The following is a 13,159-nucleotide window of genomic DNA, read 5'->3' as shown; positions in this document are numbered from 1 at the left end:
GGCCCTGCGGACGTCCTACGCGCTCCCGGCGCCGGGAGCGGTCGCCTTCACGGGCGCCTCGGCCGGTGCCGACGGCGGATCCCCTTGCGACCCCTCCACCTCGCCTGTCCCGTCCTCCAGTTCGGACAAGCCCCGCATCAGCAGCCAGTACCCCGCGCCCGCCGCCGTCCCCAGGACCGCGCACGCGCCCCAGAGCCACGCCGCGCCGAAGCGGTCGATCACGAGGCCCGACATCAGCGGGGCCACCAGCGCCGCCACCGACCAGGACATCGTGTACATGCCCTGATAGCGCCCCCGGCCATGGACCGGCGAGAGCCGTACCACCAGTCCCGTCTGGACGGGGGCGTTGATGATCTCCGCCAGCGTCCACACGCAGACCGTCAGCGCGTAGACGGCGATCGACCCGGCGAACGCCGTCAGCCCGAATCCGTACCCCGCGAGCATCGACGAGACGATCAGCAGCCGGCGCGGGTCGCGGTGCTGGATGAAGCGGGTGACCGGGATCTGCAGGACCACGATCAGGACGCCGTTGACCGCGATGGCGAAGCCGAAGTCGGCGCTGGTGAAGCCGTCCGCCCCCATCGCCACCGGCAGCCCGACGTACCCCTGCTGGAAGATCAGCGACACGACGAAGGACAGCGTCACGACGCTCATGAAGCGGCCGTCCCGCAGGACCGTCCCCAACCCGATCCCCGGCTCGGTCGCCGCGCTCTTCCTGGAAGTGACACGCGCCGGAGTCCCGCCCGGCCCCCGTTCCGGTCGGGACTCCGGCAGTTTGAGGAAGACCAGTACGGCGCAGGCGAGCGTCATCGCGGCCTCGCCCAGGAACCCGGCGAGATAGCTGTACTGCGCGATGAACCCGGCGCCCGCCGACGAGATCGCGAAGCCCAGGTTGATCGCCCAGTAGTTCAGCGAGAACGCCCGCACCCGGTCCTCGGGCTTCACGATGTCCGCCATCATCGCCTGCACGGCGGGGCGCGACGCGCTGGAGGCCATGCCGACCAGGAACGCCACGGCCGCGATCGCGGCCGGGTCCCGCATGAAGCCGAGCAGCGCGACGGACGCGGCCGTGGACGACTGCGCGATCAGCAGCGTCGGCCGCCGGCCGAGCCGGTCGGTCATCACCCCGGCGACCAGCGACGAGATGACCCCGCCGAGCCCGTGCAGCGAGGCCACCAGACCCGCGTACGAGGCGGAGTAGCCCTGGTCCAGGGTGAGATAGAGCGCCATGAAGGTGGCGACGAAGGCGCCCAGCCGGTTGACCAGCGTGCTGGTCCACAGCCACCAGAACTCCCGGGGCAGGCCCGAGACGCTCTCCCTCACAGCACGTCTCAGACCGGCGGCCGACGCGGCGGCCGACGAGGCGACGGACATGCGGATTCCCCCCGGAAACAGCGGTAGCGGCCGGACGGCCTGGTAAGTGGCCGAACGGCCAAGGGAAACTTACGTACCGCGGCTCGGAAACCGCCACTCAATTGACGGCAGGAGTCAATCGAAGCCCGTGCGGTGGGTCCGAATGGGTCCATTAGGCTTTGGCCCATGGCCGACGCACCGTACAAGCTGATCCTCCTCCGCCACGGCGAGAGCGAGTGGAACGCCAAGAACCTGTTCACCGGCTGGGTGGACGTCAACCTCACCGACAAGGGCGAGAAGGAAGCGGTCCGCGGCGGTGAGCTGCTCAAGGACGCCGGCCTGCTGCCCGACGTACTGCACACCTCCCTCCAGAAGCGCGCCATCCGTACCGCGCAGCTCGCGCTGGAGGCCGCCGACCGCCACTGGATCCCCGTCCAGCGCTCCTGGCGGCTGAACGAGCGCCACTACGGTGCGCTCCAGGGCAAGGACAAGGCCCAGACGCTCGCCGAGTTCGGCGAGGAGCAGTTCATGCTGTGGCGCCGCTCGTACGACACCCCGCCGCCGGCCCTGGAGGACGGCACGGAGTTCTCGCAGAGCGACGACCCGCGCTACGCCACGATCCCGAGCGAGCTGCGTCCGCGCACGGAGTGCCTGAAGGACGTCGTCGAGCGGATGCTGCCGTACTGGTACGACGCGATCGTCCCCGACCTGCTGACCGGCCGTACGGTCCTGATCGCCGCCCACGGCAACAGCCTGCGCGCCCTGGTCAAGCACCTGGACGGGATCTCGGACGCCGACATCGCGGGCCTGAACATCCCGACCGGCATCCCGCTCGTCTACGAACTGGACGCCGACTTCCACCCGGTCACCCCGGGCGGCACCTACCTGGACGCGGACGCGGCAGCCGCCGCGATCGAGGCCGTGAAGAACCAGGGCAAGAAGAAGTAGGGTTTGCGATCACGCCCCTGACCTGCGCATACGGCGCAGGTCAGGGGCGTTTTCATGGTCTGGGCCCACGACCGTGGCCTGCTGCCGGGAACCGCTTGTGACGGGATCCCGCTGGGGTACTCCTTCAGGCTGTCGTCATCGTCCTCGATTGGCGTGTCGGGAAAAACCGCATGGTCGCCCCGTTACCGTGCGGGGGTCGACCACAAAGGACTGCCCGGCGGCTGGCGGGTAAGGGCTCCGTCAGCCGAGTAGCGGCGTAGCCCGATCGAGAGGATCTGGACGTTGAGCGACTTTTCCCGCCGCTACCTGCTCAGGGCGTCAGCGGCCGCCGGCGCCGGGGCGATCGTCGTCCCGGGCCTTACGGCCGCGGGCGCGCCGGACATCGCGGCCGCGAGCACCCCGGGCCTGCTGGCCGCGAGCGACTCGACCAAAGGGTCGTCGGGATGTCCGCCGGCGAAGCTGACCGGTCGCGTCGTCCGCCCCGATGACGCCTCGTACACGGATGATCGCATCGACTACGACCAGCTGTTCTCCCACTACCCGCTGGTCATCGTCTTCGCCCAGGAGACCCAGGACGTGGTGAACGCCCTCACCTGGGCGCGGCAGCACAACGTCGCACTGCGGGTACGCAGCGGCCGTCACGCCCTGGAGGGCTGGTCGAACATCGACAACGGCATCGTGATCGACGTCAGCCAGCTCAAGTCGGTCCACATCGACGCCGAAGCTCGTATCGCGACGGTCGGCGCCGGCCTGACCCAGTTGGAAGCGGTGACGACGCTCGCCGAGCAGGACTTCGCGGTCACGACCGGAAGCGAGGGCAGCGTCGGCTTGGTCGGTGCGACGATCGGCGGCGGCCTTGGCCCCCTCAATCGCTGGCTCGGCATGGCCTGTGACAGCCTGATCGGGACCGAGGTCGTCGTCCCGTCGGGTCGCGACTGCGCCGAGGTGATCCATGCCAACCTGAAGGACCACTCAGACCTGCTCTGGGCGCTCCGTGGGGCGGGAAACGGCAACTTCGGAATCGTCACGCAACTCACCTACAAGGTGCACCCGCTCAAGCGCATCGCCTATGTGCAGGCGACCTGGGACGGCCTTACGGACCTGCATGGGATCTTCGACGCCTGGCAGCATGCGGTCCCGTTCGCCGACAACCGCCTCGGATCCGAAGTCGAGATCCACAAGTCCCAGATCACGCTGTTCGCGTGGCTCGCGGAGGGCACGGCGGAGGAGGCCAAAGAGATGCTGGCCCCGATCCTGTCGATCGGCACGCCCGATGTGGAGGTGCAGGTCGGTAACTGGGGCCCCATCTTTGCCGGAGCCCAGGTGCCGCGCTCGCAGGAGCCCGCCAACGTGAAGTTCTTCTCACAGTTCGCCAAGAAGCTGTTCCCGAAGGAGGCGATCGACGTCATCGGCTACTTCATGCGAAACGCTCCCACGGAGGAAAGCAACTACTTCGTCGATGCCTTCGGCGGGGCGATCAGGAAGGAGCCCCGAGGCGGCACCGCGTTCGTGCACCGCGACGCGATCTTCTACGGCGAGATCGGCGCAGCCTGGGGGACTCCTTCAACGACACCAGGCGTCTGCGACCCGCTCACCTCGACGTGCCAGGCCTGGACCGCCGAATTCAGCCAGGCGATGCGCGGCTTCGTGGACGGCGCCTACGTCAACGTGCCGAACGTCGGCATGCAGGAGTGGGAGACCGCCTACTGGGGGAGACACCACTTCGAGCGGCTGCGCGAGATCAAGGCGAAGTACGACCCCCGCAACGTCTTCCAGTACGAGCAGAGCATCCCGCCCGCGTCACGCTGATCGACAGTTCGCCTCTGACCAGCGACGAAATACGCGCCCGCCAGACCCAGGCAAGAAGAAGCAGTCCACCGCGCACACCCCGCGCACCGCGCGAAAGGGCCCCGTCGGCGACGCACCGCCGGCCGGGGCCCTTCGTTCGGTCTAACCGCACCCGCCGCCGCACTGGCACGAGCCGCCCGACTGGCAGCCGCAGCCGCAGCCCGAGCCGCAGCCGCATGCGCCGAGCAGGGGCAGGCGGGTCACTGACGCAGGGGCCGCGGGGGCTTCCTGCTGGGGGACATGGGTAGGGGAATCGGCCATGGGATCCTCCTCGAAGGCGCGCCCGGATGGCGCCTGACCCCATTGCATGCCCAGGGGGGCGGGCGCATCAACGGCGCATGCGCGCAGGCGCTGCCGCGCGCTCCTTCACGCCCGTACCCGCTCCCTCACGCCTCGTACCCGCTACGCCCCTTCGACCGGCGTGTCCGCCGGCTGGATCTCGTCCGCGTGCTCGCCCGTCACCAGGAAGACGACCCGCTTGGCGACCGCCACCGCGTGGTCCGCGAAGCGCTCGTAGTAGCGGCCGAGCAGCGTCACGTCGACCGCCGTCTCGATGCCGTGCTTCCAGCGGTCGTCCATCAGGTGCTGGAAGAGCGTGCGGTGCAGCAGGTCCATCTCGTCGTCGTCCTGCTCCAGCTGGAGCGCCAGCTCGACGTCCTTGGTGATGATCACCTCGGCGGCCTTCGCCATCAGGCGCTGCGCCAGCTGACCCATCTCCAGGATCGTCGCGTGCAGATCGTGCGGCACGGGCGAGACCGGGAAGCGGAGCCTGGCCAGCTTGGCGACATGCTGCGCCAGGTCGCCGGAGCGCTCCAGGTCGGCGCTCATCCGCAGCGAGGTGACCACGATCCGCAGATCGGTCGCGACCGGCTGCTGCCGTGCCAGCAGCGCGATGGCCCTGGCCTCCAGGTCGTGCTGGAGGTCGTCGACCCGCTGATCGGCGGCGATCACGCTCTCGGCGAGCTTGAGATCCGCGTCCAGCATGGCTGTGGTGGCACGTCCGATGGCGGAACCGACCAGCCGGGCCATTTCGACCAGGTCCTCGCCTATCGAGTCCAGTTCCTCGTGGTACGCGTCCCGCATGGGGTTGTCCCTCTCTTCACGTTCCTGCCCGGGGCCTGGGGGCCGGGGGCTGTGCCCCCACGCTCCCACGGTCCGGGCACTACGCGTCAGGCTCCTCCATCCCAAATGAACCAATACTTTCCCCTTGGTGAACTCTGGGCGACGAGTGTCGGAGGAGACACTCCGATGGCTGGGAGAGTGTCCATGCCCGCGCATAACCTGGGGTACATGGACGTGAACGCGGCGGTCGCCGCATTGGCAGCGATCGCCGGGGTGTGCACCGGCGTGATCGCCATGCTGGCGTTTCGCTGGAGCGAACGCGACCAGGCAAGGCCCACACGTACCTCCCTGCACACGGATGCCGTACTGCCCCCGGGCGTCGACACCGTACTGTCCGTGCTCCGCTCCTCCGCGGTCGTTCTCGACGAGAGCGACTCCGTGGTCAAGGCCAGCTCCGCGGCGTATGCGCTGGGCCTGGTCAGGGGCGGCAAACTCGCTGTCGAACCGATGCTGCACATGGCGCGCGACACCCGGCGCGACGGCGAGATAAGACAGGTGGAGCTGGATCTTCCCCGGCGCGGTACGGGCCGGGGAGAGGCCCTGGCGGTCTCCGCCCGGGTGGCTCCGCTCGGCTCCCGCCTCGTCCTGCTTCTGGTCGAGGACCTCACAGAAGCCCGCCGCATCGAAGCGGTACGGCGCGACTTCGTGGCGAATGTCAGCCATGAACTCAAGACCCCCACCGGCGCGCTCTCCCTGCTCTCCGAGGCCGTGATGGACGCCTCGGACGACCCCGAGGCGGTCACCCGCTTCGCCGGCCGCATGCAGATCGAGGCGACCCGGCTCACCAATCTCGTACAGGAACTCATCGACCTCTCACGGGTGCAGAACGACGACCCGCTGGAGGACTCGGAGTCCGTACGGGTGGACGAACTGGTCGCCGAGGCCATCGACAGGTCCCGGCAGCCCGCGTCCACCAAGCAGATCACCATGGCCTCGGGCGGAACGGCCGATCTGCATGTCTGGGGCAACCGCGGCCAGCTCGCCGCCGCTCTCGGCAATCTCGTCGAGAACGCCGTCAACTACTCCCCGGCCCGCACGCGCGTCGGTATCGCCGCGCACCGCGTCTCCGCCACCGGCGGGGACCTGATCGAGATAGCCGTGACCGATCAGGGCATAGGCATCTCCGAGAAGGACCGCGAGCGGATCTTCGAACGCTTCTACCGCGTGGACCCGGCCCGCTCCCGAGCCACCGGCGGTACGGGGCTCGGCCTCGCCATCGTCAAGCACGTGGCCGCCTCGCACGGCGGGGAGGTCACCGTATGGAGCTCCGAAGGCCAGGGCTCCACCTTCACCCTGAGGCTGCCCGAGGCGGGCGCCGGACGGGACCGAACACCCACCGGCCCGGACGAAGACGACCGGCGCTACGACACAGACCCCAGCATCGAGCTGGATACCCCGACCGTGATTCCTGCCCCGGAGGTCCTCCCGTGACCCGAGTGCTCGTCGTCGAGGATGAGGAATCCTTCAGCGACGCCCTTTCCTACATGCTCCGCAAGGAAGGCTTCGAGGTCGCGATCGCGACCACCGGGCCCGCGGGGCTCGACGAGTTCGAACGCAACGGCGCCGACCTCGTCCTGCTCGACCTCATGCTGCCCGGCCTGCCGGGTACCGAGGTCTGCCGCCAGCTGCGCGGCAAGTCCAATGTCCCGGTGATCATGGTGACCGCCAAGGACAGTGAGATCGACAAGGTCGTCGGCCTGGAGATAGGGGCGGACGACTATGTCACCAAGCCCTTCTCCTCGCGGGAACTGGTCGCCCGTATCCGCGCGGTCCTGCGCCGTCGCGGTGAGCCGGAAGAGGTCGCCCCGGCCGCCCTGGAGGCGGGTCCGGTCAGGATGGACGTGGACCGCCATGTCGTGACCGTCTCCGGCGGCAAGGTGGACCTCCCGCTGAAGGAGTTCGACCTGCTGGAGATGCTGCTCCGCAACGCGGGCCGGGTGCTGACCCGTATGCAGCTGATCGACCGGGTGTGGGGCGCGGACTATGTCGGCGACACCAAGACCCTGGACGTCCACGTCAAGCGGCTGCGCGCCAAGATCGAGCCCGACCCCGGTGCCCCGCGGTATCTGGTGACGGTCCGCGGCCTGGGCTACAAGTTCGAGCCGTAAACCGGCCCCGGTACGAGCCGTCCGTGAACCGGCCCCGGTTCGAGCCGTGAACCGGCCCCGGTGGCCCTGACGTGTGGCCCTGGCGCCCTGCCCGGATTCCGGGCGGGGCGCCACAGTCATGTCTCAGCCCGTGGTCTCGTGCGAGGCGGACGCGGAGTCGGTCGGCGTGCCCGACGGCGCCTCCGACAGGCCGCCACCACCGGGCTGGCCGCTCTCTCCCTCGGCGCCCCCGGCGGGGGTCCCCGACGTGCTGCTCGACGCGCTGCCCGACGGAGATCCCGCCGGCGCCCCGGGCGTGGTCGGCAGCGTGCTCGGGCCGACGTCCTTGAAGAAGCTGTTCGCCGGCCAGACGAAGGCCCGCAGTCCCACGTCACCGGTCTTGCTGAACGTGAAGACGACCTGCTGCGCGTCGCCGTTCCTGGCGGCCTCGCTGCCGTTCTCGATCACGGCGGAGGCGTTGCCCGCGCCACCGAGCTGGACGGAGCCGTGGGACGGCACGGTGACCGGGCCCGAGCCCTTGGCCGGGGAGAGCTTCACCGTCGCGTTGGTGCCGGGCAGTTCGACCGAGTCGAGGGTCTGCGCGCTCCCGCCGTTGTTGAAGACCGTGCCGGTCACGACCGCCGGGCCCGTCGCGTCGGCCTCGGGCTGGGTGATGACCGTCGCGTTCTGGATGGTGATGACGTCGACGGAGGTGGCGGCGTTGTCCGGCCTGACGCCGAGGGTCTGCGCGTTGTTGCCGGCACCGCACGCGGAGAGCGTGGCGAGCGAGAACACGAGGGCGGTAGCGGCGAGGGCGCCGCGTCGAAGGCTGCGGCTCACGGCGGCGGCAACTCCTAGGACGTACGGACGGAGGGGCTGAGGACGCGCTGACCAACCTGAGATTCGGGCTAAACGAGCGTCAGCGGCCCTCAGATTACCGAGCCGTTGCGGCGGCCCCGCACCCGACCCGCCCCCGACGGGTTCCGGCCGGTCCCGACCGCGCCCGGCGCACCGGCTCGTCCTGTTGATCACGCCCTGATCAGGCTGCTGATCACGCCCCTGATCACACCCCGGATCGGTCAGGTGATCGCGGTGTTTCGCACGCCGTTCACATAATGCGGGTGATCAATTTCTCCGGCCGCCACACATTCCTTACGAATAGCGCCCGAGGGGCCATGGTGATCAAATTCAGAATCCCTGGTACTTCCGTTGTACTTCCGATGTACTTCCGTCGCACTTCCCCTCGTACGAGTGACCGACATCCGAACGGAGTACGGGAAGTCCCCCCCTTGGAATCCGACAAATCGGGACGTTCAGCCACTTCGGGAGGCGTTCCGCGACGGGGGGCGCGCACGTTTCCGTGCGGTCGCGCAGCGGCTCCGACCTGCGAATACCCCCTTCCGGAAGCCGCTTGCAGCACGTTCCTGGCGCTGTTGTCAAGCCCCGAGATGCGCCCTGACCTGCGAAAACGCCATTCAGAAGATGCCATTCTCGTGTTACCCTGGATAGCCACGGAAGGGGTACCTGTCACATGACGTTCAAGGTTGGCGACACCGTGGTCTATCCCCATCACGGGGCCGCGCTGATCGAGGCCATCGAAACGCGCCAGATCAAAGGCGTGGACAAGACCTACTTGGTGCTCAAGGTCGCCCAAGGCGACTTGACGGTGCGTGTACCGGCGGACAATGCGGAGTTCGTCGGCGTGCGCGATGTGGTCGGTCAGGACGGGCTGGACCGGGTCTTCGAGGTGCTCAGGGCACCGTACGCAGAGGAACCGACGAACTGGTCCCGTCGTTACAAGGCAAATCTCGAAAAGCTCGCCTCCGGCGATGTCATCAAGGTCGCCGAAGTCGTGCGCGACCTGTGGCGCCGGGAACGTGAGCGCGGACTCTCCGCAGGTGAGAAGCGCATGCTCGCCAAGGCGCGGCAGATTCTTGTCAGCGAGCTGGCTCTCGCGGAGAACACGAATGAAGACAAGGCCGAGGCTCTGCTCGACGAGGTCCTCGCGTCCTGAATATCTTGACGCAGTGAAGCACTAGGCAGCACTGAGTGAAGCACTAGCACTGAATGCCGTGGTGCCCGCTGACCAGCTATGAGGAAAAGGCTGCGTCGCCGGGCGCTGCGGCATGCCCGTATACCCGCATCCCGTCCGACATTCCGTATACATCCCCCGTACACATTCACTTGTCGTGATACTCGCGACACGCATGTGTCGTGTCGCGACGTGTCCCGCCTCACGGCCGGCGCGGTACGTCTCGACCCGGTGTCACGGAAGGGTCCGGTCAAGGCGTCGCGCCCGGCACGCTGTGGCCATACCCATGTCGGCCGAGGAAACAAACCTGCCGGAGTGCAACCGATGTCAGAGGAAGCCAGGCCCCACCGCACCGCCGCGGTGATCCCCGCCGCAGGCCGGGGCGTACGGCTCGGTCCCGGCGCCCCCAAGGCGCTGCGCACCCTGGGCGGCACACCGATGCTGATCCACGCCGTCCGCGCGATGGCCGCGTCCCGTGCCGTCTCGCTCGTCGTCGTGGTCGCGCCGCCCGAGGGCGCCCCCGAGGTCAAGAACCTCCTCAACGAACACGCGCTGCCCGAGCGCACGGACTATCTCGTCGTACCCGGCGGTGACACCCGCCAGGAGTCGGTCCGGCTCGGTCTCGAAGCCCTCCCCGACGGCATCACCGCGGTCCTGGTCCATGACGCGGCCCGCCCGCTCGTGCCCGTCGACACCGTGGACGCCGTGATCGAGGCCGTACGCGACGGAGCACCGGCCGTCGTGCCCGCGCTGCCGCTCGCGGACACCGTCAAGCAGGTCGAGCCCCGGGAGAAGGGCGAGCCCGAGCCGGTCGTCGCCACCCCCGAGCGCGCGCTGCTGCGCGCCGTACAGACCCCGCAGGGCTTCGACCGCGAGACGCTCCAGCGCGCCCATCGGAGCGAGACGGCGGTCGGTGAGGGCGCCACGGACTGCGCCGGTATGGTCGAGCGCCTCGGCGCGCCCGTGGTGGTCGTACCGGGACACGAGGAGGCGTTCAAGGTGACCCGGCCGCTGGATCTGGTGCTCGCCGAGGCGGTACTCGCCCGGAGGAGGGCCAACGATGGCTTCTGAGAACCGGCCGGAGAACCGGCCGCCGGTGGCCGTGGCGCTGCCGCGGGTCGGAATCGGCACCGACATCCACGCCTTCGAGGAAGGCCGCGAGCTGTGGTGCGCGGGCCTGCTCTGGGAGGGCGAGGGCCCCGGACTCGCCGGCCACTCCGACGCGGACGTCGTCGCGCACGCGGCCTGCAACGCGCTGTTCTCCGCCGCCGGCCTCGGGGATCTGGGGGCCCACTTCGGCACCGGTCGCCCCGAGTGGTCGGGCGCGTCCGGGATCACCCTCCTCACGGAGGCCGCCAGGATCGTCCGGGCCGGGGGCTTCACGATCGGCAATGTCGCCGTACAGGTCGTGGGCGTCCGGCCGAAGATCGGCAAGCGGCGGGAAGAGGCGCAGAAGGTCCTCTCCGCGGCGGTCGGCGCGCCGGTCGCGATCTCCGCCGCCACCTCCGACGGGCTCGGCTTCACGGGCCGGGGCGAGGGGCTGGCCGCGATCGCCACGGCGCTGGTGGTACGGAACGGCTGACCGGCTCACGGCCGACCGGCTCACGGCTGCTGATGGTCGCGATCGGCGATCAGCGGAAGACGCCCGCCGACCGACCGGCTTGAAATACCGGTTGGCGGGCGTGGGCCGGGGGAGCATCGACGGGTACGCGAACCGGCGTTCGCCCCTCCCGGTTCACCCCCGTGTGCCAGGCATCAGGAAGGCAGTCATGTCAGCCGAACTCTCCGAAGACCTCAAGCGACTCCTCGACGGGCCGATCTTCGTCAACATCGCCACCATCCAGCCCGACGGCAGCCCGCAGGTGTCGCCGGTCTGGGTGAAGCGCGACGGGAACGACGTGCTCATCTCGACGACCCTCGGCCGCCGCAAGGAGCAGAACCTGCGCCGGGACCCCCGGGTGACGGTCGTCGCGCAGCCCGCCGACGCCCCGTACACCTACGCGGAGATCCGCGGCACCGCGCACCTCACCACCGAGGGCGGCCAGGAACTGATCAACGAGCTGTCGCTCAAGTACACCGGCAAGCCGTACGCCGAGTTCAACCCGGCCTCCGGCGACGACGCCGAGCGCGTTGTCGTCCGTATCACCCCGCGCAAGGTCGTCGGCCGCGTCTGACCTCGGCCGGCCGGGGAATCAATTGTCACGCTTCGGTGTCCCCGCGGCCCAAAGGGTCGCGGGGCACTACCCCGGGCGCACTACCCTTGTCGCGTGACTATTCGGCTGTACGACACCGGTGCCCGGCAGATCCGTGACTTCACCCCGCTCACGCCGGGCTGTGTCTCGATCTACCTGTGTGGCGCCACCGTGCAGGCCGCGCCCCACATCGGGCACATCAGGTCGGGACTGAACTTCGACATCATGCGCCGCTGGTTCGAGTACCGCGGCTACGACGTGACGTTCATCCGCAACGTCACGGACATCGACGACAAGATCATCACCAAGTCGGCCGCCCAGGGCCGCCCGTGGTGGTCGATCGGCTACGAGAACGAGCGCGCCTTCAACGCGGGGTACGACATCCTCGGCTGCCTGCCCCCCACCTACGAACCGCGCGCCACCGGCCACATCACCGAGATGATCGAGATGATGCGCGGCCTGATCGAGCGCGGTCACGCGTACGAGGCCGACGGCAACGTCTACTTCGACGTCCGCTCCTTCCCCGGCTATCTGGAGCTGTCCAACCAGGACCTGGACGATCTGCGCCAGCCCTCGGGAGAGGGCGAGACCGGCAAGCGCGACCAGCGGGATTTCGCCATGTGGAAGGCCGCCAAGCCCGGCGAGCCGTCCTGGGAGACCCCCTGGGGGCGCGGCAGGCCCGGCTGGCACCTGGAGTGCTCGGCGATGGCCCACAAGTACCTGGGCACCGCCTTCGACATCCACGGCGGCGGCATCGACCTGATCTTCCCGCACCACGAGAACGAGATCGCGCAGGCCAAGGCGTACGGCGACGAGTTCGCCAAGTACTGGGTGCACAACGCCTGGGTCACCATGAGCGGCGAGAAGATGTCCAAATCGCTCGGCAACTCGGTGCTGGTCTCCGAGATGGTCAAGCACTGGCGTCCGATCGTGCTGCGCTACTACCTCGGCACCCCGCACTACCGCTCGATGATCGAGTACAGCGAGGAGGCCCTGCGCGAGGCCGAGTCCGCGTTCGCGCGGATCGAGGGCTTCGTCCAGCGCGTCGTGGAGAAGGCCGGGGGAGTGGTGGAGCCGGCCGACGAGGTGCCGCCCGCCTTCGCCGAGGCCATGGACGACGACCTCGGCGTCCCGCAGGCGCTGGCGATCGTCCACACCACCGTCCGCCAGGGCAACTCCGCGCTCGCCGCCGACGACAAGGAAGCGGCCGTCGCCCGGCTCGCCGAGGTACGGGCCATGCTCGGCGTCCTCGGTCTGGACCCGCTCGACCCGCACTGGGCCGGCGAGACGGACCGCGGCGAGGATCTACACGGCGTCGTGGACACGCTCGTACGGCTCGTACTGGAACAGCGCGAGGCGGCGCGCGGCCGCAAGGACTGGGCCTCCGCCGACGCCATCCGGGACCAGCTCCAGCAGACCGGACTCGTCATCGAGGACGGCCCGTCGGGCCCGCGCTGGACGCTCGGACCGCGCTGACCTGGGCATATGTGCCGCCCGGTCCTCCGGGCGGCACACTTGCGTACGCTGACGCGTGAAACCTGACGTCGCACACGCACGTCCGAAGCACCTCCGCAGCA

At 69.2% G+C, this 13,159-nt stretch carries 12 protein-coding genes; 9 read left to right on the top strand and 3 right to left on the bottom strand.

Going from position 1 to position 13,159, the window contains the following annotated elements; all coding sequences use genetic code 11:
- Positions 1-15: 15 nt before the first annotated feature.
- Positions 16-1,374 carry an MFS transporter gene (locus M1203_RS25950; RefSeq protein ID WP_249952209.1) on the bottom strand — a complete coding sequence of 453 codons (1,359 nt, stop codon included), beginning with the start codon at positions 1,372-1,374 and terminating at the stop codon, positions 16-18.
- Between the two features lie 165 nt (positions 1,375-1,539).
- Between M1203_RS25950 and M1203_RS25945 the strand changes: the two genes are divergently transcribed.
- A complete protein-coding gene (locus M1203_RS25945) occupies positions 1,540-2,301 on the top strand; it encodes a phosphoglyceromutase (RefSeq protein WP_249952208.1) in 762 nt (253 codons plus the stop codon).
- Between the two features lie 282 nt (positions 2,302-2,583).
- Entirely contained in the window at positions 2,584-4,110 is a 1,527-nt protein-coding gene (locus M1203_RS25940) for an FAD-binding oxidoreductase (RefSeq protein WP_249952207.1), read from the top strand.
- 441 nt (positions 4,111-4,551) lie between these two features.
- On the opposite strand, the gene phoU is transcribed toward M1203_RS25940, so the two are convergent.
- Positions 4,552-5,232, bottom strand: coding sequence for a phosphate signaling complex protein PhoU (gene phoU, locus M1203_RS25935; RefSeq protein WP_249952206.1), 681 nt, complete (start codon positions 5,230-5,232; stop codon positions 4,552-4,554).
- Positions 5,233-5,439: 207 nt separating this feature from the next.
- Between phoU and M1203_RS25930 the strand changes: the two genes are divergently transcribed.
- The gene (locus tag M1203_RS25930) at positions 5,440-6,702 is read left to right on the top strand and encodes a cell wall metabolism sensor histidine kinase WalK (RefSeq protein WP_249952274.1); all 1,263 of its coding nucleotides are present in this window, start codon (positions 5,440-5,442) and stop codon (positions 6,700-6,702) included.
- Positions 6,699-7,379 carry a response regulator transcription factor gene (locus M1203_RS25925; protein WP_189110519.1) on the top strand — a complete coding sequence of 227 codons (681 nt, stop codon included), beginning with the start codon at positions 6,699-6,701 and terminating at the stop codon, positions 7,377-7,379. Before M1203_RS25930 ends, M1203_RS25925 begins: the two co-directional genes overlap by 4 nt.
- Before the next feature lie 123 nt (positions 7,380-7,502).
- Here M1203_RS25925 and M1203_RS25920 read toward each other — a convergent pair whose 3' ends face one another.
- Positions 7,503-8,198, bottom strand: coding sequence for a DUF461 domain-containing protein (locus M1203_RS25920; protein ID WP_249952205.1), 696 nt, complete (start codon positions 8,196-8,198; stop codon positions 7,503-7,505).
- A gap of 691 nt (positions 8,199-8,889) precedes the next feature.
- Between M1203_RS25920 and M1203_RS25915 the strand changes: the two genes are divergently transcribed.
- From M1203_RS25915 to cysS, 5 genes are all read left to right on the top strand, one after another.
- Positions 8,890-9,372, top strand: coding sequence for a CarD family transcriptional regulator (locus tag M1203_RS25915; RefSeq protein ID WP_003953493.1), 483 nt, complete (start codon positions 8,890-8,892; stop codon positions 9,370-9,372).
- A gap of 342 nt (positions 9,373-9,714) precedes the next feature.
- Entirely contained in the window at positions 9,715-10,461 is a 747-nt protein-coding gene (gene ispD, locus M1203_RS25910; RefSeq protein ID WP_249952204.1) for a 2-C-methyl-D-erythritol 4-phosphate cytidylyltransferase, read from the top strand.
- A complete protein-coding gene (gene ispF / locus M1203_RS25905) occupies positions 10,451-10,972 on the top strand; it encodes a 2-C-methyl-D-erythritol 2,4-cyclodiphosphate synthase (RefSeq protein ID WP_249952203.1) in 522 nt (173 codons plus the stop codon). The genes ispD and ispF overlap by 11 nt, the downstream gene beginning before the upstream one ends.
- A 187-nt stretch (positions 10,973-11,159) precedes the next feature.
- Positions 11,160-11,564 carry a PPOX class F420-dependent oxidoreductase gene (locus M1203_RS25900; protein ID WP_249952202.1) on the top strand — a complete coding sequence of 135 codons (405 nt, stop codon included), beginning with the start codon at positions 11,160-11,162 and terminating at the stop codon, positions 11,562-11,564.
- Positions 11,565-11,657: 93 nt separating this feature from the next.
- Positions 11,658-13,058 (top strand): cysteine--tRNA ligase, encoded by a 1,401-nt coding sequence (gene cysS, locus M1203_RS25895; RefSeq protein WP_249952201.1) that lies wholly within the window; start codon positions 11,658-11,660, stop codon positions 13,056-13,058.
- Positions 13,059-13,159: the final 101 nt, after the last annotated feature.

This window comes from Streptomyces sp. 35G-GA-8 (genome assembly GCF_023534745.1).
Lineage (GTDB): Bacteria > Actinomycetota > Actinomycetes > Streptomycetales > Streptomycetaceae > Streptomyces.
This window is presented reverse-complemented; position numbering and strand designations above follow the sequence as displayed.